Source organism: Candidatus Phycosocius bacilliformis (genome assembly GCF_003112735.1).
GTDB lineage: Bacteria > Pseudomonadota > Alphaproteobacteria > Caulobacterales > Aquidulcibacteraceae > Aquidulcibacter > Aquidulcibacter bacilliformis.
Map to the genome: position 1 here is coordinate 84669 of NZ_BFBR01000005.1, position 25286 is coordinate 109954.

Below are 25286 nucleotides of genomic sequence, written 5' to 3' on the forward strand. Positions count from 1 at the left end.
TGACATTGGTGCCATTGCAAAGACACCTCCGCGCGGGACTGACTGTATTGGTCACCATCCACCCTTTATCTTGAAACGCCACTCATGCATCTCGTTGTCGTTGAATCACCGGCCAAGGCCAAGACCATCAACAAATATCTCGGCAGCCATTATGATGTGGTCGCCAGTTTCGGCCATGTGCGCGACCTGCCCTCCAAGGATGGCTCTGTCCGTCCGGACGAGGATTTCGCCATGGTCTGGGAAGCCGACAGCAAGGGTGCAGCCCGCATTCGCGATATTGCTGAGCGGGTGAAGAAGGCCGACAGTCTGATCCTGGCCACCGACCCTGATCGCGAGGGTGAAGCGATCTCCTGGCATTTGCTTGAAGCCCTCAAGGCGCGCAAAGTTCTCAAAGACAAGGCGATCTCGCGCGTCACGTTCAACGCCATCACCAAGGAGTCTGTCCTGGCCGCCATGGCCAACCCTCGCCAGATTGATCAGGAATTGGTCGACGCCTATCTGGCGCGCCGGGCTTTGGATTATCTGGTCGGCTTTAATCTGTCGCCGGTTCTGTGGCGCAAGCTGCCGGGCTCACGCTCTGCCGGGCGGGTCCAGTCGGTGGCCTTGCGGCTGGTGGTCGAGCGCGAAATGGAGATTGAGCGCTTTAAGCCCCGCGAGTATTGGACGGTAACAGCGCAAGCCAAAGCAGACATTGGGGTTCCGTTTGAGGCACGCTTGGTGAGCCTCGATGGCAAGAAACTCGACAAGTTTGATCTGGCCGATGCCGCTTCTGCCGAAGCCGCCAAACAAGCCGTGATGGCGGGTCAATTTGAGGTCGCAAGCCTGGAAGCCAAGCCGCTCAAGCGATCGCCTGCCCCACCCTTTACCACCTCTACCCTGCAGCAAGAGGCCAGTCGCAAACTGGGCTTTAATGCCCAGCGCACCATGCAAGTTGCCCAGAAACTCTATGAAGGGGTTGATATTGGCGGGGAGACTTTAGGCCTCATCACCTATATGCGGACCGATGGTGTCGCCATGGATCAGGCCGCCATCCTGCAATGCCGGGCGGTCATTGGTGAGCGTTTTGGCAGCGAGTTTGTTCCCGAAAAACCTCGCTATTACAGCTCAAAAGCCAAAAATGCTCAGGAAGCACATGAAGCGATCCGACCTACTGATCCTCATCGTCATCCCAGCAAATTGCGGCTGGAAGGCGATATGGCCAAATTGTACGAATTGATCTGGAAGCGCGCGATTGCCAGCCAAATGGAACAGGCCATTGTCGAGCGCACCACGATTGATCTGATTGACACAAAGGGCCGCGCCGGCCTGCGCGCCACGGGCCAAGTGATTTTGTTTGACGGCTTTCTCGCCCTGTATCAGGAAGGCCGCGATGATGAGGCCGATGAGGATAGCCGCCGCCTGCCCAATCTGCGTGCGGGCGACAAGGTCAAGACCAGCGACATCACGTCGACCCAGCACTTTACTGAACCGCCACCGCGCTATTCAGAAGCCACTTTGGTCAAGAAGATGGAAGAATTGGGCATTGGTCGGCCCTCGACCTATGCCTCCATTCTCACCGTGCTGCGGGATCGCGACTATGTTCATATGGACAAGAACCGCTTCATTCCCGACGATAAGGGTCGCCTCGTCACGGCGTTTCTGGAAAACTTCTTTTCCAAATATGTCGAATATGACTTCACCGCAGACCTCGAACAACGCCTTGACCTGGTCTCATCAGGCGATTTGGGCTGGCGCATCTTGCTGCGCGAGTTCTGGGAGGATTTTTCCCGGGCGATTGCCGATACCGGCGACTTGCGCACATCTCAGGTACTCGATGCCATCAATGAGTCGCTTGGCCCCCATATCTTCCCAGACAAGGGCGATGGCAAAGATCCCCGCGCCTGCCCAACCTGCACTGATGGACGGCTGTCTCTCAAGACCAGCAAATTCGGGGCCTTTATCGGCTGCTCCAACTATCCTGAGTGCCGCTATACCCGCCAATTGACAGCACCTGGGGCCGACGCACCCGAAGCCAGTGGCGACCGGCAATTGGGCTTGGACCCTGAAAGCGGTTTGGACGTCTGGCTAAAGGCAGGCCGCTTTGGCCCCTATGTCCAATTGGGCGAGGGCGAAAAGCCCAAGCGTGCGTCCTTGCCCAAGAGCTGGGCAGCCTCTGACCTTGATTTGGCGCGTGCGCTGCGCCTGTTGTCGCTGCCACGCACCGTGGGGGCTCACCCCGAAGATGGCGAGCCGATTGTCGCCAATCTGGGGCGGTTCGGACCCTATGTTCAGCATGCCAAGACCTATGCCAATATTGGCACGATTGAGGATGTGTTCGAGATTGGTCTCAATCGGGCGGTCGCCGTACTGGCTGAAAAGCGCGCCGGGGGTGGCCGCAACCAGCGTGCAGCCCCTGCTGCCTTGCAGGAATTTGCCGCACCCGAAGGCGGCGGGCCAGTGATTAAAGTCATGTCGGGGCGCTATGGCCCCTATGTCACCGACGGCACCACCAACGCCACCCTGCCAAAGGGCGCAGACCCTGCCACCTTGACCCGTGATGCCGCGCTTGCGCTGATCGAGGCGCGGATCGCCGTTGTTGGTGTCGGCAAAAAGAAGCCAGCGGCGAAAAAGGCTGCAGCCGCCAAGCCTGCCGCCAAAAAAGTCACCAAAGCGAAGGCTGCAACCAAAAAGGCCCCGACCCAAAAGGCCACAGCCAAGAAGCCAGCTGCCAAGAAAGCCCCTACCAAGGCAGCCAAGGCATGAAGAAGAAAGGCCGCGGCAATGGCGACAAGGGCAAGGCCGCGTCCAAGCCGGTCAAGCGGCAGAGCCTTGGCGTACCTGACCGGCAGACCCTTTTGGCTTTTCTCAACCAGGCCAAGACTGCCATGGGCCCGCGTGAGATCGCCATCGCCTTTGGCCTGAAGGGCGATGATCGACGCGCCTTGAAGGCTCTGCTGAAAGAATTGAGCAGCGAGGGGGCAATTGCCCGAACCGGGCGCAAGGATGTGGCCAGCAGCGCCGTTCCACCCGATGGCGGGGTGTTTCAAATCATCGAGATTGATGGCGAGGGTGATCTGATGGCCCGTGCGATGGGCCGAGATGATGAAGTGTTTGGGCCTTTGGTGCGGGTCCATCTGCCGCGCGGCACCGCGCGCCCGACAGGCCCAGCCCCGGGGGTCGGTGACCGTTTTGTCGGCAAGACACGCCAAAACCGCGATGGCGATTATGACGTTCAGATTATCAAGCAGCTTGGCCGGACAGTGGAAAAAGTGTTTGGCGTGTTCCGGGCAGCAGATGTGCGGCCAGGTCACGCTGGGGCTGGTGGCGGGCGTCTGGTGCCGTCTGACAAGAAGCATCGCCATGATTGGATGATCCTGCCCGAACATGCCAAAGGGGCTAAGGATGGCGACCTTGTGGCGGCCCGCTTGCTGCCCCATCGTGGCTATGGGCCGAAGAAAGCCGAGATTGTCGATATCTTCGGCCACAGTGACAATCCCAAAGCCGCAAGCATTCTGGCGATTGCCGCCCATGGCATTCCCATGGGCTTCTCCGATGATGAACGCGCCGAGGCCGCCGCCGCCGGACCTGCGCCGCTGGGGTCGCGAGAGGACTTACGCTCGCTTCCGCTGATCACCATCGACCCCGATGATGCGCGCGACCATGATGATGCGGTCTATGCCGAAGCTTTGCCGGGCGGCGGGCATAAGATCGTGGTGGCGATTGCCGATGTCGCCCATTATGTGACGCCGGGCTCTGCCCTTGATCATGGCGCGCTGCAACGGGGCAATTCGGTCTATTTCCCGGACCGTGTGGTCCCCATGTTGCCAGAGCGTTTGTCAGCCGATCTCTGTTCGCTGATGGAAGGGGTCGAGCGGCCTTGTCTGGCCCTTGAAATCCGGATCGATGCGGGTGGCCACAAGCAAAGCCATCGCTTCGTGCGCGGGCTGATGAAAAGTGCCGCCAGCCTCACCTATACCCAAGCCCAACGGGCCATTGATGGCGCCCCCGATGCACAGACTGCGCCTTTGCTGGATCCCGTTCTCAAGCCTTTATGGGCAGCCTATCGGGCGCTGGAAAAGGCCCGCGACCAGCGCGAACCGCTTGAAATTGACAGTCCCGAACGCAAGATCATCTTGTCGCCCGAAGGTCAGGTGGTGTCGATAGCCGTGCGGGAGCGGTTTGACGCCCATCGCCTGATCGAAGAAATGATGATCCTGTCGAATGTGTGTGCGGCAGAAACGCTGGAAGACAAACGCTCGCCCCTTATCTATCGGGTGCATGATCAGCCCAGCGAGACCAAGCTTGCGGCGCTGGGGGATTTTCTGGCAACCGTCAATCTGAAATGGGCCAAGGGCCAGCCGCCAACACCGGCCCGCTTCAATCGCGTTCTGGCGCTGGCCGCCCCGACTGAGCATGCTCAGATGATCAATGAGGTGGTGCTGCGCACCCAGGCCCAGGCCATTTATGACACTGATAATCTTGGCCATTTTGGCCTTAATCTGCGCCGTTATGCCCATTTCACATCCCCCATTCGCCGCTATGCTGACCTCATTGTCCACCGGGCGCTGATCAGTGCCTTGGGATTGGGGGACGATGGCCTGAAGAAAGCCACACCCGACCAGCTTCAAAAGATTGCTGAAGCCATCACAGCCACTGAGCGGCGCGCCATGGCCGCAGAGCGCGAAGCCACGGACCGTTATGTGGCCGCCTTCCTCTCCGAACGCGTCGGGGCGGTGTTTGAAGCCCGCATCACCAGCGTCAATCGGTTTGGTGTGTTTGTGCGTCTGGATGAGACAGGCGGCGATGGTCTGGTCCCGGTGATGCGGTTGGGCAGTGAATATTTCCACCATGACGAGGCCGGCCATGCCTTGATCGGGTCTGAAACCGGCGACCGCTGGGAATTGGGTGCGCGGGTTAAGGTGCGGCTGATGGAGGCCACACCCGTCTCAGGCGGGCTGTTGTTTGATATTGTCAGCGAGCCAAAACCGGGTCCCGTACCCGGTCGGCGCAGCCTGCGCGGCCCCGCGAGGGCCACCACGCCACGGCGAAAAATCGGTGGCCCGCCCCGTGGTGTCACGCGCCGTCGGCGTTGAGCTTAGAAGAGCACGACGTGTTTACTTAAACCTATATCAGAAGGTCCCTGATCGGCTTGCCGTCCAGGATGACATTGTGTTGTGTGTGTTGATCTTGTTCAATCTTGTGACCCCGGCTTTGGCCGGCTTTGGCAAGGCGCGGGATCGCGCCCTAATCCGCCGAAGCGTCTTTTGGTTCACCCAAACGCACGATGAAGGCCCCGATATAATAGAGCAACACCAATGGCACAGCGAGCGAGAATTGACTGATGATATCCGGCGGGGTCACCACGGCGGCAACCACGAAGATGCCGAAAATGGCATAGCGGCCATTGTCCAGCCACGTCTTGCCGTCAACTAGGCCTGCCCGTCCCAAAAGCACCTGAACCACCGGCAATTGGAAACAGGCCCCAAAACCCAAGATCAAGGTGGTAATCATGCCGACATATTCAGAAATCTTGCCCTGATAGACCACCCCGACCCCGCCTGTCGCAGGGGCCAATTCCTGACGCAGAGAAAACTGCATCACCATCGGCATGACCACAAAATAGGCCATGGCCGCGCCAAGGGTAAACAGCACGGGGGCCATCACCAGAAACGGCACGAACGCCCGCTTTTCATGACTATAAAGCCCCGGTGCCACAAAGCGGTAGAGCTGGAAGGAAATCATGGGAAACGCCAGACAAATGCCACCAAATAGCGCGACCCTGATCTGGGTGATGAAGGCTTCAAGTGGTGCGGTATAGATCAGTCCCATGCCCGATTTCAGCGCGTCAGCCCCCTTCACCGCGATAACGGCATTCTCATAGGGCATCAGCAACCACGCCAGCAGATAATGCCAGACCGCAAAACAGATGGCAAAACCAGCAGCGATGGAGGCGACACTCCAAATCAATCGATCGCGCAACTCCAACAAATGGTCCATCAAGGGCGCGCGGGTCGCTTCAATGGCGGCCTCGTCTGCCGATAACGGCGGGTTGGGGATTTCCGACTGGGGGACTAGATCGCTCACGCCACATCGGCTCCAGCTTGCTTCGGTGCGCGCGGTGAACGCACACGTTTAGGCTTTTCGGGTGGGGGCTCTGCTGCCTCAACCGCGACCGCAGCTTTAGGCTTGCGGCGGGCAGGCTTGGAGGAGGCTTCTGGCGTGACGACAGGCGGCTCAATCACGGGCTCAATGACAGGCTCAACCGGGGCCGCGAGTGAGGTGGCCGCACTGTGTTCATGTCCATAGGGCGTAATCGGTGCATAGGGATCAATCCCAGTCTCAAACGGACGGGTCAGCTCTTCACGTATTTCACGGATCGGGTTGTTATTGCGCAAGGCTTCGACTTCTTTGCGCAATTCATCCAGTTCAGCCTGCCGGGCCATCTCGTCGAAATTGGCCCGAAAATCCGCCGCCATGCCACGCAAACGCGCCGTCCATTGGCCTGCCTTGCGCATCAATTGCGGCAGCTCCTTCGGACCAACCACCATCAAGGCGATAATGCCGATGACGACCAGTTCCTGGAAGCCGATGGAATCAAACATGGCAGAAAACTCCTGACCCTAGAGCGCGTTCAGATCTTTGGCTGACAATCGATCCATCGGGATATGCGGTCTCAGCGATTGCCCGACACAGCCTGAAGCACGCAAGGCCGGCGCAGGGTTTAGGCGTCAGTTTTGGACTTGGTGGTCGGGCTGACGTCAATTGTGGTGGCATCATTCACTTTGGCGGCATCGGTGCTGCTGGGTGCTGGATCATCAGCCAAACCCTTGCGGAAGCCCTTAATGCCTTCGGCGGCATCCTTCATGATCGAGGACAACTTGCCGCGTCCGCCAAACAACAGCAGCGCCAAAGCCGCCACCACCAACCAGTGCACCAGACTCATACTGCCCATCATTGTCTCCGTCTTGAAAACCGGTGCCGATCCCGGCGCTCGCCCTTGCCCATACCGTACCCGCAAGCAGCTTGCCAGTCATCCGCTGCACGCGCTCGACCGAAAGTGAACAGACACTCTACACACAGGGTCGGGGTTAAGGCTCAAAGAAATCCTGCGTGAAGGCAATATCCTCGCCCTCAAGCCCATCATAATCACCAGTATCATCGCCATCTGGGGCAGAAATGGGGCGCGGCACTTCAAAATCGGGCGGCAGGCGGGAATCCAACAGCCCTTGGGCCTGCAGGTCGGCCTTGCCCGGCAAGTCTTCAAGACTTGCAAGGTTGAAATGGGCCAGAAAGTCGCGCGTGGTCCGATACGTCAGTGGCTTGCCAGGAGACTGCCGTCTTGCCCCTGCCCGCACCCAGCCAATCTCCATCAACAAGTCCAGGGTTCCTCTGCCGACACCGACACCGCGAATTTCCTCAATCTCAGAGCGGGTGCATGGCTGGTGATAGGCGATGATGGCCAAGGTTTCGAGGGCTGCTTTGGACAGTTTGCGTGGTTCTTCCCGGCGCTCTTCCATCAAGAAAGCCAAATCAGGTGCCGTTTGGAAACGCCAGCCGCCGGCCACTTCGACCAGGACCACACCGCGACCAACATAGCGCCGCTTTAGGCGCGCCAATGCCCCCCCTACATCGGCTCCCTCCGGCAATCGCGCCGCGATCGCGGAAGCCCGCACAGGCTCTGCGCTGGCAAACAGCAAGGCTTCAACCATGCGGTCGGTATCGGGGGCTGGATCAACTGACAGATCGGCGCGGTCCACCAAGTCAAGCTCAGGCTTGGCACGGGCCAATGTGCGCACTGCTGCCGCAATCGCCTCGGGCGAGGTGCGATCATCCTCTAACGGGCGATCTGCTTCTGTCACACCATGGTCTCCGAATTGGCCTTCACATAGAGCGGGGCATAATGTTCAAGCTGACGGACTTCAAGCTTGCCCTGCTTGGACAATTCCAGACTGGCCGACAATAGGCTGGCATAGCGAGAAGCAGCACTGGGGGGTTCTTTGGCAAAAGACGTGGGTGGAGGTGCAAAACGCCCCAAGGGTTCCCAATCCCTGGCTTGCCCCATCAGGCGCTCCAACCGCTTGCGGGCCTCATCGAGGGAATAGACCGGCCAAGCCTTAACCTCATGCTTGGGCTCTACACCCCGCACGCGCTGATCGGCATACGCGCGCAGCAAATCCAACATGGTGGCTTCCCACAGCGGTATTTCCGTCACAGCGGTTTCTTCAGGCGCGCCACGGGTAAAAAAATCGAGGTCTTGTTGCGGACGCTGGTAAAGCTCATCGGCCGCCGCCCGCATCGCGTCCAGTCTGGCCAGCCGCCAGGCCAAATGGGCGGCGATATCTTCAACCGGTTCTTCGCCGGCAGGGCGCTCTTTGCGCGGCAACAGCAAGCGGGATTTCAAGAACGCCAACCAAGAGGCCATCACCAGATAGTCAGCCGCAAGATCAATCCGAGCCGAGCGCGCGGCGGCCACAAATTCGAGATATTGTTCCGCCAGTTTCAGGATGGACAGACGGCGCAAATCTACTTTCTGATCGCGCGCCAGCCGCAACAGAACGTGCAGAGGTCCTTCAAAACCATCTAGGTCGACGCTGAAGGAAGTCTCATTTTCACCCGCCCCCCGTAGGGCTGCCTCCAACACATCATCACTGGCCATTTATGCCCATGCCTTTCGGGTTGGATCTGGTGAGACCGACATACTGATGCCACGCTCCCACCCGGTCAGCGCCGTAAACCTAGCCCAAAGTTCAGTCGGCTCGAGTGGGGTCGACGGCGGTGCCGCGAATGCCTCGGCAGCTTGAGCGCGGGCCAAACTGTCCCCGTCCAGAGGTGGGCATTGGGCTAAAAAGGCGTCGCGCTCCTCAAGTGTACCATGGCAGCGCATGGCAATGTCGATGCCCGCCGCGAACACCCGCTCAGCCTTCACTGCATCGGGGGCATCAAGTGCCTTCATGGTAAGGTCATCAGTCATCAACAGGCCTTGATAACCCAATTCTTGGCGGATCCAGTTCTGCACGACTTTGGCAGACTGGCTGGCAGGCGCGTCGGCATCTAAGGCATCAAGAACCACATGGCCAATCATACCCATCGGGGCAGCCAGATTGGCTCTAAAAGGGGCCAGATCAATGGCTAGTTCGGCACGGCTCGCCTGAATATGGGGTAAGGCTTCATGGCTGTCGAGAACAGCGCGTCCCTGGCCCGGCATGTGCTTGACCACCGCAGCGACACCGGCTTCCCGCAAGCCTGCGACCGCGGCTTGGCCGAGACGGCCTGCACATTCGCCATCTTCGGATAATGCGCGATCCCCAATGGCTTGACTGGCACTTGGCAAACGCAAATCAAGGCAAGGGGCGCAATTGGCATTGACGCCAACATCTCCGAGCATTTGGCCCATAATCTGATGGTGACACCTGATGGCCTCGATGGCGCGTTCACGATCTTGGGTCCACAACTGGCCATAAAAGGACAATGCAGGCAGGCGCGGCCAGACCGGCGGGGCCAAACGCTGAACCCTGCCGCCTTCTTGATCAATGAATATCAGGCAGTGTCGTCCAACAGCGTCGCGCAAATCCTCACACAAAGCGCGGATTTGCCCCGGCGTCTCGCACGAGCGGCCAAACAGGATGAAGCCCCAAGGGTCGCGGGCGGCAAACAGCCGACGCTCTTGAACCGACAGAACCGGCCCTGCGACATCTATGATGCCCGCGACGGGCATGTCAGACCGCCCCGCCCTTTAGCCTAGCGCGCAGCAGGGATGCATTGAGCCCCCGCGCTGCGGGCCTTGACGCAGAAAGCATCCACCTCGCTGCGGGTACTAAAGCCCGTGACCCGGATGCGATACCACGTCCCCTTTGCGCCAAGATCGGCAGGCACGACGGCAACTGGCCCGGTGAGGCCTGATGCGCGGAAACCGGCCAGTGCGGAATCGGCAGAAGCCTTATCCTTGAACGAACCCAATTGGGCGGCAAAGCCGCTGGCAGCAGGAGCAACCTTGGCAGGAGGCGGTGTTGCCGCTTTGGCCGGCGCAGGCGCGGCAGCTTTGGTTGGAGCGGGTGCCTTGGCCACGGCAGCGGGCTTGGTTTCAGGTGCGGCAGGTTTGACGACCGGCTTGGTCTCAACCTTCGGGGCCTGAGTGACCTGACGGGGCGGTGGGGTGGTTTGCGCGGGCGCAGGTGCAGGCGCGGGGGCAGCAGGAACCGGGGCCACAGCAGCGGGGGCTGCACTGCCGTCGGTCAACATCGGAGTCTCAGCGGTTGTGGCTGGTTGCACATCCAAAGCCGGTGCAGCCGCGCCGCTGGCCGCATCAAACACGCCCTTGTCAACATCTCCACCCGGGGATGACCCCGCAGCAGCAGGATCAGCCGCTGCTTTAAACGAGCCTGTGTCGGCAGCGACTTGAGGCGTCTCGCCAGTCTCTCGGCTGCCGTTATAGACTTGCCAGCCGACAACCGCGATCAGCGCCAAGACCAGAACAATACCCACAATGATCAGCGGACCGCGACCGCGGTCCTCATCTTCCTCACGCGCATCAAACGTCAGGAAACCATCATCCTGATCGTCGGTATCGTAATCATCAAAGGAGTCCCGATCCCGGTTGGCCATGCCCATCTTCTCCAGACTTAAACGAGTCGTCCTTGTAACCCTCAATTAAGTCGGCGCTAGCCCCTGATTACAAAGTCCGGTCTAGATTGAAGAGTCGGCGGTGCTCGTCAATAGCAAAATCATCTGTCATTCCAGCGATATAGTCACAAACCAGACGCGCGGCCTTGCTTGAGTCTTTGTTGTGGAGATCCTGCCAATCTGGCGGCAAAGTGTCCGGCTCGGCCAAAAAAACGTCGAATAATTCGCGAACGATTCGCCGCGCTTGGCTGCGCGATCGATTCATTCGCCAGTGGCGATACATTTTAGCGAACAAAAACTGTCGCAATTCAGCCGCCTTGGCCAGCATCTCATCTGAGAAGCCAACCAGAGCTTGAGGCAACTGGCGAACCTCATCAACCGATCCGGGCTTGTATAATGAGATGCGGCGCTGGCTCTCGCTGACCAAATCATTGACCCAAATGCCAATCAAGCGCCGGATCACTTCCCCGCGCCGCCGGTCACGGTCGAGATCAGGAAAATCATGCCGCACAGCATCAAACACATCGCGTACCATCGGCACGCCATCGCAGAGCTCAGCGTCCGTGAAGATGCCCCCGCTGAGCGCATCGTCAATGTCATGATTATTGTAAGCGATGTCATCGGCAACCGCGGCAATCTGGGCTTCGGCAGAGGCAAAGCTTGTGAGGCCCATGTCAAACTCAGCATTCAAGTCTCGCCAGACCGGGGCGAGGTCTTCCAACCGGTCGCCTGCCCGCAGCATTGGCCCATTGTGCTTGACCGTCCCTTCCAGCGTCTCCCACGTCAAGTTTAGGCCATCAAAATGGGGATAACGGCGCTCCAGCCGGGTTAGAACCCGCAATGTCTGCGCATTGTGATCAAATCCACCCCACGGCTTCATGCACTGGTCCAGCACCTGCTCTCCCGTATGGCCAAAGGGTGGATGGCCCAAATCATGGGCCAATGCACAGGTCTCGGCCAAATCTTCATTCAACCCCAGACGCCGCGAAACAGAACGTGCAATCTGAGCCACTTCGAGAGAATGGGTCAGTCGGGTTCGAAAATGATCACCCTCATGGGCCACAAACACCTGTGTCTTGCCTTTCAGGCGACGAAAAGCGGTGGAGTGGATGATGCGGTCACGGTCACGCTCAAACGCAGATCGGGTCCGGCTTTCAGCTTCCGGCCATCGCCGACCTCGGCTTTTTGCCGGATCGGCCGCAAAAGCTGCCGGCTGGGTAGACAGAGACATTCAGGTCTTCCTTAAAACATGTTTCTTCCCCATATAGGGAGAAAGTTGACGGAAATGAAAACAATCGCGATCTTATCCTGCGATTGCGGGTCGGTTCTGTCATCTTGGTCTTCTGGCAAAACAGAAGTCCGTAACGGGGTGCGGCCCCCTTTGGGACCGCAATTTCGATTGGGCCAAGGCCAAAAGCCAGCGACGAATGGACATGAGATGATGGAAACAGGATTTTCAGTGTCAGATGCTGCTGCCACCCGGATCGGTGAGTTGATCGCCACCGAACCTGGCGCGACATTATTCCGCGTCGCGGTCAATGGTGGAGGCTGTTCTGGCTTTCAATATGAGTTCGGTTTTGCCCAAGCCGCTGAGGAAGATGACATCATCATCCAGAAGGGCCCCGCGAAAGTAGCCGTTGACCAGGTCTCGCTGCCTTTTCTAGCGGGGGCAGAGATTGACTGGGTCGAAGATTTGATTGGCTCATCGTTCAAAATCCGCAATCCGAATGCCAAATCCTCCTGCGGATGTGGGATAAGTTTTTCGGTCTGAACCGGCGTGTTTCTGGCTTGCCCAAGCCAAGGCTTTATGCCTAGTTAGGGGCAAATCATATGCTCAGGATACACACAATGAATGTTGAAACCGCGGTCAAGCAGCGCAAGTCCGTGCGCGCCTTCAAGCCAGATCCAGTTGCTCTAGATGAGGTTCGTGCCATCCTCGATATCGCGCGCGCTGCGCCATCAGGGGGCAATTTGCAGCCGTGGAAAATGATTGTGGTGAGTGGTGCCGAGCGCGACGCGGTGGTGGCATTGGCGCAAAAAGCGCTGAACGAAAACCCCCGCGGTGAGGCTGGTGAGTTTCCGATCTATCCTGCCGAGGTGAAAGAGCCCCATCGGTCTCGCCGCTACAAAGTCGGCGAAGATATGTATCAGATCCTTGGCATACCACGCGAAGACAAGCTGGGGCGCTTGGGCCAAATGTCACGCAATTACCAATTCTTCGGTGCCCCAGTCGGCATATTCTTTGTCATCGACCGGTCGATGGGTCATGGCCAATGGGCGCATGTCGGCATGCTGATGCAGACCATTTGCCTGGTCGCCGAAGCGCGCGGTTTGGCGACGTGCATGCAAGAGGCGTGGGCTATGGTGCGCCAGAGCTTGGCCCGGCACTTCGAGCTGCCTGATCATGAGGTGATCTATTGTGGCCTGGCGCTCGGCTATGAGGACAAAAGCGCGCCCATCAATCAATTGCAGACCGAGCGGGCACCTCTGGACGAAATCGCCATTTTTAAGGGTTTTGAGGCGGCTTAAGCCGCGTAGCCCGGCCAAGCCTTTGCTTGGCCGGTGCACATGGGTGCGGCTTTAGTTTCCGTTGATCGAGGCTGCCGCACCTCGATCGGTAAAGGTCTTCATTTCGGCTTGGAAACCGCGTTGGATGCGACGCCATTCATTGGCGGTGCGGCAGGTTTTCAAGGTCTTGAGCCGGGTTCCAAGAATGGTCTCTTCCTTACAAATCACCCGGTCGCCCAGTCGCTTTGGCTTGGCAGCAGCCTGCGGGCTGGTGGCAGCAGGCGAGGCCGGGGTCGATTGAGCCGGAGCAGCGGCTTCTGGCGGTGCGGCTTGTGTCGGCGTGGCTTGGCCAGAAGGTTGCGCCATGGCAAGACCAGCCCACATTACACAGGCGGCAAGGCCAAGGCTGCCGGCACCCATCCACCGGCTGGCTCGAGCCGATACATGGCCTTTAACAGCCGTGCCAAGTGAAGACAGAGGAGCGACTTGAGACATAACGTAACCTCGTGCAGGACTACAAAACCGAGCCAATTTCATTTAACCAACATCGTCAGGCCAAAAATGTCAGGCAGGACAGGGGCAAACTAATGCGGATTGCGACTTTCAATGTCAACTCTGTGAACGCGCGCTTGCCAAACCTGTTGGAGTGGCTTGCAGAAGCCAGCCCAGACGTTGTTTGTCTTCAAGAAATCAAGTGCGAAGAACACAAGTTTCCCCGTCAAGCCATCGAAGATGCAGGTTACAATAGCTTCATTTATGGTCAGAAGAGCTACAATGGTGTCGCAATTTTGTCGCGACTGCCTGCAGAAGTGGCACAAGTCGGTTTGCCCGGAGATCGCGAGGATGTGCAGGCACGTTATCTTGAAGTCGAGGTGGCTCTTCCTGGCCGAGCTGTGCGTGTCGCGTGTCTTTATTGTCCCAATGGCAATCCAATCGGGACCGAGAAATTCACTTATAAGCTTGGATGGATGGAGCGGTTGCAGCGTCATGTGACACAGCTCTTGAGCTTGGAAGAACCGCTGGTGCTGGCCGGGGATTGGAACATCATCCCAAGACCAGGTGACTGTTATAGTCCCACAGCTTGGATGGATGATGCATTATTTCAACCAGAGAGCCGCGCGGCTTGGCAGCGGCTTCTCAATCTCGGCCTGACCGATGCCTTTATGGCTGTGAATGGTGGCGAGCATGCCTACACATTCTGGGATTATCAGGCGGGTGCCTGGCCCAAGGATCATGGTATCCGGATCGATCACCTCGCGCTCAGCCCACAAGCGGCCGACAAATTGGCCGAGGTGCGGATCTGGCGCGCAGTCAGAGGCCGCGAAAAAGCCTCCGACCATGTACCTGTCAGTGCTGATTTCGACTTTTGAGGCGACTGGCCCAAACGTATCAAAAGTCCGCGCTTTTGGGTGGGGCAATCGTGCCCTGGCTCTGGTGCCACGCATAGGCACCAATACAGGTGAAGCCCAAGGTCAGGAAACCGGTCACCATGCCATAGACGAGGATGTAGAAAAGCCATCCTGCCGTCAGGAAATCGGCCATCGATTGGGGAATACCAGACCCGATCCGGGCACCCAAAGCCGAGGCCCCCACAGTTGCCAATCCTTGCCCAATCATACCGACAATAATCGCAATCACTGCCCACAGAACATAGGCACCCAGATAATGCCACGTCCGACCCTGGGTTTGGTTGAAGGATTGCTTGAGCCCCATTGTCCCGGTGACTGCCGCAAGTACGCCGAATTGGGAAAGGCGCAGCGCCACCCATCCAATCAAGACCGCACCCGTCAGAAAGCCCAGAATGGTCAAGGCTGGGTGAATGCTGATGAGAATGGTCGACACAATCGAAACCACAATGGCAGTTGCAAACAGAATAAGACCGTAGCCAATTGATGCAACGAGATAACGCCCCTCCAGATTACCCAGTTGCAGACCCCAGAACCCCACCTCTACATCATCAACCACTTTGCGCAGCGCCATCGTGGTCAAAAATGTTGACAGGACAAGGCTCAACAGCGCCACCAACCCAAAGCCGGGCATGACGGGCATGAGGATTTCCTCAATCTGTGCTGGCGATGGACTCATGCCCGGTTGGCTCACGGCGGCAAAGCGCGTCATGGCCTCGCCAACACCGGTTGCTGTCATCACGGCGAGATAGATGGCGGTCATCCCCGCATAGAGCATCGCAAATCGCATCACGAATTGGGGTTGGCGCTTGGCCAGGGTCAGAACAGAAAGCGCAGCTTCCGAGGGCGAAAAGATCTGTGTCATGTGTCTTCCTACGTCTACCGGGGGATGTCTTATTCTGTTCGACCCGACAAAGGTCCTTTCCCCCATCCTCTATACTGGTTCGGTTCGCAAGGGGGTTAATCAAACAAGCTTGATCGGTGCCAGGGGCTGCTAACCCACTTTACTGTGGCAACTTGGACTGCCCCCCTCCCCGCAAGGCGGGGCTTGCGCTAATGAGCGCGCCATGACCCAAATGACTCCTGTTCATGTGATTGGCGGCGGCTTGGCGGGCAGCGAAGCGGCTTGGCAGATCAGCCGAGCTGGCGTGCCTGTTGTGCTGCACGAAATGCGCCCCGTTCGGCGAACTGATGCCCACCAGACTGATGGTCTGGCAGAGCTTGTATGCTCCAATTCCTTTCGGTCGGACGATTGGTTGAATAATGCCGTCGGGCTGATCCACGCCGAAATGCGCCAGGCCGGTTCGCTCATCATGGCGTGTGCGGATGCCCACAAAGTGCCTGCAGGCTCGGCTCTGGCCGTTGACCGGGACGGCTTTTCCCACGCTGTAACGCAGGCGCTGGCTGGCGAGCCATTGATCACTTTGGTACGCGAGGAAGTCACTGGCTTGCCGCCCGAGAGCTGGGGCAGCACAATCATTGCCACAGGCCCCCTCACCTCCGAAGCCTTGGCGCGGGCGGTGCAAGGTGTAACGGGCGAGGATGAATTGGCATTTTTTGATGCCATCGCCCCCATCGTGCACCGCGACAGCATCGATTTTGACATCGCCTGGTTCCAAAGCCGTTGGGACAAGGTTGGCCCTGAAGGCGATGGCGCGGACTATATCAATTGCCCGCTCAACAAAGAGGAATACGAGGCCTTTATCGACGCCTTGCTCGCAGGCGAAAAGACCAGTTTCAAAGAGTGGGAAAGCACGCCTTATTTTGAAGGCTGCTTACCCATTGAAGTCATGGCAGAGCGTGGCCGCGATACGTTGCGATTTGGTCCGATGAAGCCGGTGGGGCTTGTTGATCCCCGCACGGGCAGGCGACCTTGGGCCGTTGTCCAATTGCGCCAAGACAACGCACTGGGCACCCTGTTCAATATGGTGGGCTTTCAGACCAAGCTGAAACATGGTGCTCAAACCGAGGTTATCCGCATGATCCCCGGCCTTGAGCAGGCCCAATTTGCCCGGCTGGGCGGCATTCACCGCAACACATTCTTGAACTCACCCAAGCTTCTGGATGCAAGCCTGCGCCTGAAAGCGCGCCCCGATATCCGCTTTGCCGGACAGATCACTGGCTGCGAGGGCTATGTGGAAAGTGCGGCCATTGGCCTGTTGGCAGGCCGGTTTGCCCGGGCTGAGAAACTGGGTCAGCTGCCCGCCATTCCCCCAATGACCACCGCATTAGGCGCGCTGCTCAACCACGTCACTGGTGGCCATATCGTTGGTGGCAAAGGCAGTTTCCAGCCAATGAACATCAATTTTGGCCTCTTTCCGGACATGCAAGAAGAAGTCGGCGGCAAAGGTAAAGAGCGTGGGCGCTTGCGCAAGCAGGCTATGGCGCATCGGGCGATGGCTGACTTAGCGGGCTGGCTCGAAACCAGCCAAACTGGACACACGGCTTGAGATTTCTGATTGCGATCGGGCGGGCGCTGCTTGGCCTTGCGGGGCTGGCCACATTTGGGCTGAGCGTGCTGGCATTGGCAGCCCCCATGCACTGGCTTTTGGCGCTGGTTGGCGCTTGGGACCGGCTGGTTCTGGTTATTGGATTTCTAGGCCTCTTGGCCCTGTGGATAGCGCGCTGGAAGGTTCTGGCGGTGCTGCAGGGCATGGCCGTCCTTGCCCTCCTTTTCCTCAATCTTCGGGTCCCGACCGAGCTGGTGGCAACCCGACATGAGGCTGTGAGCCCGGCTGCGTCCCAACGTTTGGTGTGGGCGAATGTGCACGATAATCGGGCAGCTTTGCGCGCGCTCGCCAGTCTGCCAGAGGTGCGCGCGGCGGGCGTCATTGGGTTGGGGGAAGTGCCCGGTGAAAGCGACTTGGCGGCCCTCTTCCCGTCGGTGACGCCTGTGGGTCCTGCACAACCCCGCAGCGCAACCTGGGGGGTTGAAACATTGGGATGCCGCATCATCCCAGCGCCAGAATTGAGCATTCGGCCAGGACGTCATTTCGGTCTTAAAGCAGCATGTCCCGGTTTCGTCTTGATCGTGCTGCATTTGCAAAACCCCACACGCGGTCGCGGCGAAGGCTTGCGTCAGCGCGATCTGGAATTGCAAGCCCTTACCCAAGCTGTGGCTCAGATCGAAGGCCCGGTCGTGGTGATGGGCGATTTCAACACCACACCCAGCGCATTGCCACTTTATCATATGCTGCAAGAAACTGGGCTCAAACGTGTGGCGTGCGGGGGTGCGGTGGCCGGCACGTGGCGACCCATCAGATGGGCGCGAACTGTGATGGATGACATACCCGGTCTGAAGGTGACGATTGATCATCTCTTGGTGCGTCATGTGGAGGTAGCCGCTTGTTCGGTTGGGCCCGACATTGGCTCAGACCATTTCCCCTTGATCGTGACTTTGGGCCAAAGCGGTTGAGCTTGTGCCATTGCCTTTTAGCAGGTGGGCTGAAACAGTGCGCACCGCTGAGCTTATTGACCTGTTCTGGAGGAGACGTTCCATGACCCTGCGCATTGACCATCACGATGACATTGCCATTGTCACCCTCAACCGGCCCGAGGCGATGAATGCCATGTCCAAGGCTATGCGACTGGCCCTCTATGACGCCATCACCACACTCAATGCAGACGAGGCGGTGCGCGTCATCATCCTGACCGGGGCCGGAAAAGCGTTTACAGCAGGGCTCGACTTGAAGGAATTGTCGACCGATCCGCTTGCCATGGATGATGCGACCGCCGAAAAGCCAGAGGCAAACCCGGTCCGCGCCATCGAGACCAGCGCCAAACCCGTGATCGGGGCGATCAATGGTGTGGCGATTACCGGGGGCTTTGAAGTGGCTTTGGCGTGCGATGTGTTGATCGCCTCAACATTGGCCCGTTTTGCCGATACCCATGGTCGTGTCGGGATCATGCCAGGTTGGGGCTTATCGCAAAAATTATCGCGCTTAATCGGGATATACCGGGCTAAAGAATTGTCACTGACCGGCAATTTCCTCGACGCAGAAACCGCCGAGCGCTGGGGTCTGGTCAATCGGGTGGTCAGCCCAGAAGCACTATTGCCCACAGCCTTGAAGCTGGCTGCAGATATGGCCAGCATGCCTGCGAAGGCCCAACAGGACTACAAAAGGCTGATCAATGATGGTTTTGCCATGAATTTTGGTGCGGGCCTTGCCCATGAAACCGCTTTTTCGGGCGCACGCAATAAGGAAGTCACGCCCGACAAAGTGGCTGCCAATCGCGCGGCGGTGCAAGCGCGTGGCCGCGATCAGGCGTAATCTGCCCTTAGATGGGCTGTCGCCTCAGGCCCCCAAGACCAAGCTTAGGAACATCTGATCCGACCAATCCCCTGCCCCGCCCCGCAAGGCTTGGCGGATGCCGTCGGCCTGCCGGACAATGACCATATCCTGATCCGGCAGGAGATAGAGGCGCTGGTTACCTGCCCCAGCAGCCATCGACAGCTTGCCGAGACCTGAGAGTGAGACGGCTTCCCCGGCGACACCTGATCGCGGCCCAGGACCGATCATGCCAGGACGCGGCATCCACCACGTCAAACCATAGCCCGGGTTCACGCGACTGGGTTCAAAATTAGCCGCCAAGGCGCGGGGATCGACCAAGGCCTTGCCCTGGTGGACACCACCATCAAGCACAAAACGACCAAAAGCCGCCCAGTCACGCGCCTTAATGGCTGCACCCGATGGCAAGTGCGGCAAGTTGTCTGCCCCACGCTGCCAGCGCAGCGGCTGGATACCAAGCGGGGTCAGGATCCGCCGCTGCAAATAGGCCAAGGGGTCACGATCACCTGTGCGGGCTGCAATCAGTTTGCGCCGAACAATTTCACCAAAAATCTGAAATGGCACAGGCCCATAGGAAAAGCGCGTACCTGCCGGGGCGCTGGCTGGAATGCCGATCGCCTCCCCATAGGTTGGCACATCGCCAAACTGGCGACCTGCCTTGCCATCAATGCCACTGACAAGATGCAAGAGATCGCTAAGCGTAATCGCCGAGCGCATGGGGTCCTGACGAAACTCACCCAGTGTTTCGGCACACGTCTCATCAAGGCGTAGCAAGCCGTCTTGGACCAAAGCAGCTGCCATGATGCCGCAGAAGCTTTTTGTGCCACTGGCAAGCTCCCAACCCTGCAGACGCTGGCCCGCCCCTTGGTAATCTTCATAGAGCACGCGTCCACCCTGCATGATCAGCAGGGAAATACCGCGCCGGGCGACCGAATAGGCGCGGGCGGCTTCATAACGGCCTTGGGCCAGTGCAGGGCTGGCGATCAGGGCAGTGAGCCCAACAAGTGCGGTGCGACGTGAAAAATCGATGGTTGTCATGCAGGCTTTAACGCGCCTGATCGAGTTTTCCGTCGTCAGGCCGTCACGGCGACTGAGGGGCGCTTGATTTCGGCTGAGCGAGATATTGATAGGCTATTCCGAGCAATACCAATGCAACGGTCGATACCACAAGTGTCGCCAGAAATGGCAGCGGTTCAGGATGATGGGTCGCAATCACCAGAGGCAAAGCCCCTGCCGGGGCATGCAATAGATCAAGCAGCGCCATCGCCAGAATAGCCAAACCCACCGCAAGGCCAAGGCTAAGCGGGGAAACATGGGCCAAGCCCAGAATGAGAAAACCCACGATCGCCGAAACCAGACTGCCGCCCACCACAGCGCGTGCCCGCGCCAACGGGCTTTTGGGCAGCATCCAAACAAGTGTAGCCGATGCGCCAAGTGGGGCGATCAAATAGGCAAGCACCCCGTAATCATGCATCAAGGCCAAGAAGCCAATGGCGATGCCAGCCCCCAAGGCAGGTTTCCACGCAGGCAGGCGTGCACGGCCAGTTCGGATCAATGAGGATAAAGCCATGAATGTCCCTATTTGCCTATGTTGAGCCTCAGCTCGGTGTAACCCCGCTCGGCCAGATGGAGGCATGAAAAAAGCTGCATCTGTCGGTGCGGTACTCAAAAGTCAACGACAGATGCAAGGCAGGGAGAACCATGTGGTTCTAGCACAGCTTACACGTGCCGGCAGTCACATTTGGATTGGCAGGACTGAAACCGATGGTCAGCATTTCTAAAAACCCAGAGGGAAGGTCACGCGGTCAAACTTTGCTGCGTGTGCGTGCACCAGTCGACCAAAGCAAAACATGTGTCTCGACTTTATACGGAGCAAAATCAGCCAATTCCACTTATTTGCATGCCAAAAGTTAATTTTTTTAACACTTCTTCCACGTTTGTTACTGTTCGGAAATCAATTTCTGACTCACTTTTTGGCGCTCACAACAAGTTTCTGTAATTTCGTAAATTATTCGATTAATCCCAAAACGAATCCAACAAAATTTCTTGATGAAAGCAGCATTTTTCAACATTTATTACTTATCAGTATATTGTTTGTAGGAAAAAAAGAGAATTTTAATTAACTATGCCTGGTCTGAATTTCTTCATGTTGCGCCCATAGGGTCATTCTGGAGTCTGGCACTTGTTGTGATTGTCGGGACAGTCGGGTTCAAATGTAATGTTCAACTTCCGCCTTCCTTGGCCAAAAACATGGCGCAGCTTGCTGCGAACGCGGAATGAGCGCGGTTCCATTGCTGTCACATTTGCCCTGTCAGTGACGGCCGTGGTCTTTGTCGCGGCCTGCGCCATTCAGATCGGTCTGATTTCAGGTACAAAAGCAAAATTCCAGAGCGCCGCAGACAATGCTGCACTGGCCGCCATTGCGCCAACGACAGCCAATGCCGACATGCAGACAGTCGCACAGACCACCTTCTACGCAAATCTCACCGAGAGAGAAAAAGCCGCGGTGACAAGTTTCACCGTGAGCACCCAGACAGGTCGGGTGCGTGAGGCTTATGTTAGCTACACAGTCAATCAGTCGGCCATTGTTCCAGGCCTTGTGGGCAGTGGTGCAACCACCGTTTCGGGCAATGCGCGCGCGCGCAAAGCCGATTATCGCTATGTTGATATTGACCTTTGGCTCGATGGCTCCGCGTCGATGGGGGTAGCCGCCGATGAAGCTGGGCGGGATGCCTTGCGCACCCTGTCGGCCCAAGATCCCGAGCACGCCCACTGCGCTTTTGCCTGTCACATCCCGACGCAAGTCAAAGAGAGCAATCTTTATTCAACCTCTGAGCAGCGCGCTCATGCCAATAACATCAAGCTGCGTCACGACATCATGAAGGAAAGCGTGCAAATCCTGATTGATGAATTGGATGACGCTTATCCACGCGGTTTACGGGCGCGATATGGCGTTGCCCGCATGGCCAATCAGTGGGAGCGCATGTTGAATTTCACATCGGACATTCCTGCTGCACGCGCCTATGTTGGAAACTTCCAGCTCTATCCTGGCTGGAATGGATCACGTTTGTCCCCGGCGATGCAGAGCGGCAACAACACATTGACCAGTGGTGCGGGTGACGGGTCGCAAGGCGATCCTGAGAAGTTCATCATCCTGGTCACCGACGGCATGCAATTCAATTGGGGTGAAGTGGCCTCAGGCCCCATCTCCACCACCGTGTGCAACGACATCAAAGCCCGCGGCTATCGCTTGGCTGTTGTGCAATTGCGTTATGTCCGTCTCGATGGCGACGGTGCCTTCGATTATTGGGTCAAGCCGGTGTATGACCAGATCAGCCCCGCTCTTCAGGCGTGTGCGTCAGCCGGCTATTATTTCCATGCAGACGACCCTGATGAAGTGCGCGATGCCTTTCGGCAATTGGCCAAGACGCTCGAAGAGTCCCTGCGCCTGACCGAATAGGCGGGGCGCATGTGCCCCACCTGCCAGGCCAGTCACAGCCTTGTGGTTTTCCAGTGAGGGCGTCCTCGCTCATAACACGGAGCATGACCCGATCCACTCTCTTTGCCCTCGGTGTGGCCGCCCTGCTTCTTGCAGGATGCGGTCAAAGCCAAGGGTCTGCCGACTCCGCCCTCAAGGACCTCAAAACCGCCGCTGTCGACGTCGCGGGCGATGCAGCCAAGTCGGTTGGGGACGTGCTGGACACCAAAATGGTCTGCCAGCTTGCCGGCCAGTCTGAGACTTTTTGCGGCTGTTTGCAAAGCGAACTGGGCCCTAAGCTCAAGCCAGAGCATATTGATGCGGTGACGGCGATTGTGAAAACCTCCATTGATGGATCCATCGATTCAGCGGTCAAGACGGCGACATCCCTTGACCCCAAAACCCGCAGTGGTCTGGTGAGCTGCGCTGCAAAGGCGGCGATTACTGAGGCAATTGGCGGCCAATAATCGCGTCGGCTCCGCCCTGCTGGACGCCGCAGCCATTACCGACTAGTATCACCCTTTATTTTGTGATTGGGGATGTAGTCGGGCAGTGGCAGCAGAGCGTGCGGGGACTTTGACGGAGCAGCCACGGCAACCAAATGCGTCAGGGCTTTGGCTGCCCTATGCGTGTCTGGCCGCGCTGGTAATTGGCTTCATCATGGGGGCCGTTTTACCGTCTGCAGATGCGGCACCTTGGACGAGCCCGTTCAAAACAAGCCTCGATGTGGTCGGAGCAATGTGGATCAACGCGATCCGCATGACTGTCATTCCCCTGATTATTCCGCTTTTGATCGGCGCCATTGCTGGGGCGGGTAGCGGCCGAGATGCCGGGGGTCTGGGACTGGCCAGTGTCGGCGCGTTTTTCGGACTGGTAAGCGTTCTGGCGGGAATTGCGGCCCTTAGCGCCCCAACCTTATTCTCGGCGATGAAGCTGCAGCCGGACATGGTTGAGGCTCTCCATGCCTCGATCCAGCCGACTGCCCTCCCCCAAGGGGATGCCAGTCTGGCAAACTGGTTCAAGAACCTGATCCCAGCCAATCCTATCAAAGCGGCAGCCGATGGCACGATGCTGTCGCTTATCATCTTTGCTGCAGCGTTTGGATTTGCCGCATTATATGCACCGGCTCCGCAGCGTGACATGGTCATCTCGGCGTGCCACACGATCAGCACCATTATGTTAATCGTGGTGCAAGCTGTTCTGCTCCTTTCCCCATTGGGCATTTTTGCCTTGGCAATCGGGGTTGGTGCCCAGCGGGGCACTTCTGCCTTCGTCGCCTTGGGATATTATGTCGCAACCCATGTGGTAGCAGCCATTATTGTGGGTTTGTGCTTATCATTGGCGCTCATCACCCAGACACGACTGGGGGGCGGCCGCGTGATCAGCGGTTTGGCCAATCCTGTCCTTGTCGCTCTGGGGACGAGTTCGTCACTTGCCGCCTTGCCAAGCCTGATAGAAACGGCTCGCGATCGCTGGGGCTTAGCTGAACCAATTTATGGGTTTATTTTGCCGTTTGCGGCGTCAACTTTCAAACCGTCTTCCGCCTACACATGGGTATTGCAAGTCTATTTTGTGTCACTTTTGTTTGCGATGCCCCTTGGGCCGACCCAACTTGCCATTGCAGCGGCCTATAGCGTACTGCTGAATGCGACCGTGCCAGGTATACCTGGCGGTGGATTAATCGCTGTCACTCCGATTTATCTTGTTTTAGGTTTACCGCTTGAAGGACTGGCCATCATTTTTGCCATCAATCCAATTACTGATCGTTTTGCGACCGCGATCAATGTCATCGCCAATGCGACCATAACCGCCTTGCTGGCGCACGCGCGTACCCAGCCCTCGGCGGGGGTTCAAGGACCGTGATGGCAAACTCGCTCTCATCGGACCCGCAAACGGGCTTTCCCATACATCTTCCAGCCTTAACCTCGGTTCGTTTCTTTCTGGCTTTGGGTGTGGTGCTTTTCCACTACCAGCTTTATTGGACCTTGCCGGAAGACTCGGTCCCGATCGTTCATCGCGGCAGATTGGGTGTCGATGTCTTCTTCATTTTGTCGGGCTTCATCCTCAGTCACGTTTATCTCGCCAAAGGCAGCCTTCCGCGCTACCGCGACTTCATTTTGGCGCGCGTTGCCCGTATTTTTCCCGTCCACCTAACCATCTTGGCCGGACTGCTGATTATGTTGGTCAGCGCCAAGCTTATTGGTGTGACAATCAATTTTGACAATTTTTCAGCCCCTAATTTCATCGCCACATTATTTCTGGTCCAAGCTTGGCTTCCCAAAGCCGACATGGCCAATTGGAATGGTCCGGCTTGGTCACTTTCAGCAGAATGGTTTGCCTATGTGATCTTTCCAATCTTTGGATGGATTGCCTTGTCGCTGCGCCGCTGGCCATGGCTGATCATCATTCTGGCCGTGCTCCTCTATGCGGCGTTTGAGGCGGCCTATCAGAACTGGTTCGGTCTACCGCTGAGCACGGCGCAAGAAAACTTGGGGATCATGCTGATCACACCCCTCTTCCTTTATGGCATGGGCCTCTATTTTCTCGGCACTGTGGTCAGACTGGGCCAGCTTCAGGCCGGATTATGTGCATTAGGTGCGAGCTTGATTTTTGTGCTTGCCATGCAATTGCGCGCGACGGACCCGGTTATCATCGCATTGGCTGGACCGATGCTCTTGACGCTCGGCCTGTTGCAGAAGTCCGGTGTGCCGACATTCATGTCGCACCGCTGGCTGCAATTGGCTGGGGAAGCCTCTTTCGCACTTTACCTGGTTCACATGCCAGTCTTAATGGTTTGGCGGAATGTGATGTCGATCATATTCGACCTCGACAAGGGCTATGCCATGGGATTGGGCGAGATTGCTGTCCTCTTGGCCTTGACCCTATGCGTGAGCGCTGGGGTTCATCTGTGGATCGAGCGGCCAAGTCGTGACTATTTGCGCCAACGCTTCCTAACCCACCCGCAAAACCCGCGCGCTTGAATCCGAAACCGGGCGTGATGAATTG

General features: G+C 57.8%; 24 protein-coding genes. 12 read left to right on the forward strand and 12 right to left on the reverse strand.

Annotation, left to right across the window (positions count from 1 at the left end):
- Positions 1–84 precede the first annotated feature (84 nt).
- Both topA and rnr read left to right on the forward strand, forming a co-directional pair.
- The gene (gene topA / locus PbB2_RS09000; RefSeq protein ID WP_108984995.1) at positions 85–2742 is read left to right on the forward strand and encodes a type I DNA topoisomerase; all 2658 of its coding nucleotides are present in this window, start codon (positions 85–87) and stop codon (positions 2740–2742) included.
- Positions 2739–5072: a ribonuclease R gene (rnr, locus tag PbB2_RS09005; protein ID WP_108984996.1), complete on the forward strand. Its 2334-nt coding sequence runs from the start codon at positions 2739–2741 to the stop codon at positions 5070–5072. Before topA ends, rnr begins: the two co-directional genes overlap by 4 nt.
- A gap of 151 nt (positions 5073–5223) precedes the next feature.
- Here rnr and tatC read toward each other — a convergent pair whose 3' ends face one another.
- The 8 genes from tatC to PbB2_RS09045 form a co-directional block, all read right to left on the reverse strand.
- Positions 5224–6063 carry a twin-arginine translocase subunit TatC gene (gene tatC, locus PbB2_RS09010; protein WP_238164940.1) on the reverse strand — a complete coding sequence of 280 codons (840 nt, stop codon included), beginning with the start codon at positions 6061–6063 and terminating at the stop codon, positions 5224–5226.
- The gene (gene tatB, locus PbB2_RS16420) at positions 6060–6581 is read right to left on the reverse strand and encodes a Sec-independent protein translocase protein TatB (protein WP_108984997.1); all 522 of its coding nucleotides are present in this window, start codon (positions 6579–6581) and stop codon (positions 6060–6062) included. The genes tatC and tatB overlap by 4 nt, the downstream gene beginning before the upstream one ends.
- Before the next feature lie 119 nt (positions 6582–6700).
- A complete protein-coding gene (tatA, locus tag PbB2_RS09020) occupies positions 6701–6931 on the reverse strand; it encodes a twin-arginine translocase TatA/TatE family subunit (RefSeq protein WP_108985166.1) in 231 nt (76 codons plus the stop codon).
- A gap of 136 nt (positions 6932–7067) precedes the next feature.
- Complete coding sequence (gene scpB / locus PbB2_RS09025) at positions 7068–7688, reverse strand: SMC-Scp complex subunit ScpB (RefSeq protein WP_108985167.1); 621 nt, start codon at positions 7686–7688, stop codon at positions 7068–7070.
- 146 nt (positions 7689–7834) lie between these two features.
- Positions 7835–8635, reverse strand: coding sequence for a segregation and condensation protein A (locus PbB2_RS09030; protein WP_108984998.1), 801 nt, complete (start codon positions 8633–8635; stop codon positions 7835–7837).
- Positions 8636–9694 (reverse strand): glycoside hydrolase family 3 N-terminal domain-containing protein, encoded by a 1059-nt coding sequence (locus PbB2_RS09035; RefSeq protein ID WP_108984999.1) that lies wholly within the window; start codon positions 9692–9694, stop codon positions 8636–8638. It abuts the gene before it with no gap.
- 23 nt (positions 9695–9717) lie between these two features.
- Entirely contained in the window at positions 9718–10581 is an 864-nt protein-coding gene (locus PbB2_RS09040; RefSeq protein WP_133245764.1) for an SPOR domain-containing protein, read from the reverse strand.
- Between the two features lie 67 nt (positions 10582–10648).
- Positions 10649–11830: a deoxyguanosinetriphosphate triphosphohydrolase gene (locus PbB2_RS09045; RefSeq protein WP_108985001.1), complete on the reverse strand. Its 1182-nt coding sequence runs from the start codon at positions 11828–11830 to the stop codon at positions 10649–10651.
- 210 nt (positions 11831–12040) lie between these two features.
- On the opposite strand from PbB2_RS09045, the gene erpA reads away from it, so the two are divergent.
- On the forward strand, positions 12041–12370 hold the full coding sequence (gene erpA, locus PbB2_RS09050) for an iron-sulfur cluster insertion protein ErpA (RefSeq protein WP_305790460.1): 330 nt from the start codon (positions 12041–12043) through the stop codon (positions 12368–12370).
- A 77-nt stretch (positions 12371–12447) separates the two neighbouring features.
- Positions 12448–13128, forward strand: a complete 681-nt coding sequence (locus PbB2_RS09055) for a nitroreductase (RefSeq protein ID WP_108985002.1) — start codon at positions 12448–12450, stop codon at positions 13126–13128.
- Between the two features lie 51 nt (positions 13129–13179).
- Here PbB2_RS09055 and PbB2_RS09060 read toward each other — a convergent pair whose 3' ends face one another.
- On the reverse strand, positions 13180–13473 hold the full coding sequence (locus PbB2_RS09060) for a hypothetical protein (RefSeq protein WP_238164941.1): 294 nt from the start codon (positions 13471–13473) through the stop codon (positions 13180–13182).
- 221 nt (positions 13474–13694) lie between these two features.
- Between PbB2_RS09060 and xth the strand changes: the two genes are divergently transcribed.
- Positions 13695–14477, forward strand: a complete 783-nt coding sequence (xth, locus tag PbB2_RS09065) for an exodeoxyribonuclease III (protein WP_108985004.1) — start codon at positions 13695–13697, stop codon at positions 14475–14477.
- Positions 14478–14496: 19 nt separating this feature from the next.
- Here the strand turns inward: xth and PbB2_RS09070 are convergent, their stop codons facing one another.
- Positions 14497–15378 carry a hypothetical protein gene (locus tag PbB2_RS09070; RefSeq protein ID WP_108985005.1) on the reverse strand — a complete coding sequence of 294 codons (882 nt, stop codon included), beginning with the start codon at positions 15376–15378 and terminating at the stop codon, positions 14497–14499.
- A 202-nt stretch (positions 15379–15580) separates the two neighbouring features.
- Here PbB2_RS09070 and trmFO point away from each other — a divergent pair, with 202 nt between their 5' ends.
- The 3 genes from trmFO to PbB2_RS09085 all read left to right on the forward strand — a co-directional run bounded on the left by trmFO (position 15581) and on the right by PbB2_RS09085 (position 18784).
- Entirely contained in the window at positions 15581–16963 is a 1383-nt protein-coding gene (gene trmFO / locus PbB2_RS09075) for a methylenetetrahydrofolate--tRNA-(uracil(54)-C(5))-methyltransferase (FADH(2)-oxidizing) TrmFO (protein WP_108985006.1), read from the forward strand.
- Positions 16960–17928 carry an endonuclease/exonuclease/phosphatase family protein gene (locus PbB2_RS09080; RefSeq protein ID WP_108985007.1) on the forward strand — a complete coding sequence of 323 codons (969 nt, stop codon included), beginning with the start codon at positions 16960–16962 and terminating at the stop codon, positions 17926–17928. The genes trmFO and PbB2_RS09080 overlap by 4 nt, the downstream gene beginning before the upstream one ends.
- Positions 17929–18010: 82 nt before the next feature.
- Entirely contained in the window at positions 18011–18784 is a 774-nt protein-coding gene (locus tag PbB2_RS09085) for an enoyl-CoA hydratase (RefSeq protein ID WP_108985008.1), read from the forward strand.
- Between the two features lie 24 nt (positions 18785–18808).
- On the opposite strand, the gene PbB2_RS09090 is transcribed toward PbB2_RS09085, so the two are convergent.
- Together PbB2_RS09090 and PbB2_RS09095 are read right to left on the reverse strand one after the other, a co-directional pair.
- A complete protein-coding gene (locus tag PbB2_RS09090) occupies positions 18809–19840 on the reverse strand; it encodes a serine hydrolase domain-containing protein (RefSeq protein WP_108985009.1) in 1032 nt (343 codons plus the stop codon).
- 43 nt (positions 19841–19883) lie between these two features.
- A complete protein-coding gene (locus PbB2_RS09095; protein WP_192576260.1) occupies positions 19884–20372 on the reverse strand; it encodes an HPP family protein in 489 nt (162 codons plus the stop codon).
- 690 nt (positions 20373–21062) lie between these two features.
- Here PbB2_RS09095 and PbB2_RS09100 point away from each other — a divergent pair.
- From PbB2_RS09100 to PbB2_RS09115, 4 genes are all read left to right on the forward strand, one after another.
- The gene (locus tag PbB2_RS09100) at positions 21063–22262 is read left to right on the forward strand and encodes a pilus assembly protein TadG-related protein (protein WP_192576261.1); all 1200 of its coding nucleotides are present in this window, start codon (positions 21063–21065) and stop codon (positions 22260–22262) included.
- Between the two features lie 83 nt (positions 22263–22345).
- Positions 22346–22747 carry a hypothetical protein gene (locus tag PbB2_RS09105; RefSeq protein ID WP_108985012.1) on the forward strand — a complete coding sequence of 134 codons (402 nt, stop codon included), beginning with the start codon at positions 22346–22348 and terminating at the stop codon, positions 22745–22747.
- Positions 22748–22832: 85 nt separating this feature from the next.
- The gene (locus tag PbB2_RS09110) at positions 22833–24143 is read left to right on the forward strand and encodes a dicarboxylate/amino acid:cation symporter (RefSeq protein WP_108985013.1); all 1311 of its coding nucleotides are present in this window, start codon (positions 22833–22835) and stop codon (positions 24141–24143) included.
- A complete protein-coding gene (locus tag PbB2_RS09115) occupies positions 24143–25261 on the forward strand; it encodes an acyltransferase family protein (RefSeq protein ID WP_108985014.1) in 1119 nt (372 codons plus the stop codon). Before PbB2_RS09110 ends, PbB2_RS09115 begins: the two co-directional genes overlap by 1 nt.
- Positions 25262–25286 lie beyond the last annotated feature (25 nt).